The sequence below is a fragment of the Vibrio sp. 704 genome (assembly GCF_033339295.1).
Map to the genome: position 1 here is coordinate 1 of NZ_JAWOUH010000061.1, position 1,599 is coordinate 1,599.

1 rRNA gene is annotated in these 1,599 nt (G+C 53.0%); it reads right to left on the reverse strand.

Annotation, left to right across the window (positions count from 1 at the left end):
- Positions 1-12 precede the first annotated feature (12 nt).
- Positions 13-1,565: ribosomal RNA gene (locus R7R24_RS24385) — 16S ribosomal RNA — on the reverse strand.
- Positions 1,566-1,599: the final 34 nt, after the last annotated feature.

The window sequence follows — 1,599 nt, forward strand, 5'->3', positions numbered from 1 at the left end:
ATAATCATCGTTTAAGGAGGTGATCCAGCGCCAGGTTCCCCTAGCGCTACCTTGTTACGACTTCACCCCAGTCATGAACCACAAAGTGGTAAGCGTCCCCCCGAAGGTTAAACTACCTACTTCTTTTGCAGCCCACTCCCATGGTGTGACGGGCGGTGTGTACAAGGCCCGGGAACGTATTCACCGTGGCATTCTGATCCACGATTACTAGCGATTCCGACTTCATGGAGTCGAGTTGCAGACTCCAATCCGGACTACGACGCACTTTTTGGGATTCGCTCACTTTCGCAAGTTGGCCGCCCTCTGTATGCGCCATTGTAGCACGTGTGTAGCCCTACTCGTAAGGGCCATGATGACTTGACGTCGTCCCCACCTTCCTCCGGTTTATCACCGGCAGTCTCCCTGGAGTTCCCGACATTACTCGCTGGCAAACAAGGATAAGGGTTGCGCTCGTTGCGGGACTTAACCCAACATTTCACAACACGAGCTGACGACAGCCATGCAGCACCTGTCTCAGAGTTCCCGAAGGCACCAATCCATCTCTGGAAAGTTCTCTGGATGTCAAGAGTAGGTAAGGTTCTTCGCGTTGCATCGAATTAAACCACATGCTCCACCGCTTGTGCGGGCCCCCGTCAATTCATTTGAGTTTTAATCTTGCGACCGTACTCCCCAGGCGGTCTACTTAACGCGTTAGCTCCGAAAGCCACGGCTCAAGGCCACAACCTCCAAGTAGACATCGTTTACGGCGTGGACTACCAGGGTATCTAATCCTGTTTGCTCCCCACGCTTTCGCATCTGAGTGTCAGTATCTGTCCAGGGGGCCGCCTTCGCCACCGGTATTCCTTCAGATCTCTACGCATTTCACCGCTACACCTGAAATTCTACCCCCCTCTACAGTACTCTAGTCTGCCAGTTTCAAATGCTATTCCGAGGTTGAGCCCCGGGCTTTCACATCTGACTTAACAAACCACCTGCATGCGCTTTACGCCCAGTAATTCCGATTAACGCTCGCACCCTCCGTATTACCGCGGCTGCTGGCACGGAGTTAGCCGGTGCTTCTTCTGTCGCTAACGTCAAATAATGCAGCTATTAACTACACTACCTTCCTCACGACTGAAAGTGCTTTACAACCCGAAGGCCTTCTTCACACACGCGGCATGGCTGCATCAGGCTTGCGCCCATTGTGCAATATTCCCCACTGCTGCCTCCCGTAGGAGTCTGGACCGTGTCTCAGTTCCAGTGTGGCTGATCATCCTCTCAGACCAGCTAGGGATCGTCGCCTTGGTGAGCCCTTACCTCACCAACTAGCTAATCCCACCTAGGCATATCCTGACGCGAGAGGCCCGAAGGTCCCCCTCTTTGGCCCGTAGGCATCATGCGGTATTAGCCATCGTTTCCAATGGTTATCCCCCACATCAGGGCAATTTCCTAGGCATTACTCACCCGTCCGCCGCTCGACGCCGTTATCGTTCCCCGAAGGTTCAGATAACTCGTTTCCGCTCGACTTGCATGTGTTAGGCCTGCCGCCAGCGTTCAATCTGAGCCATGATCAAACTCTTCAATTTAAGATTTTGTTCGGCTCAATGAATACTGAACATT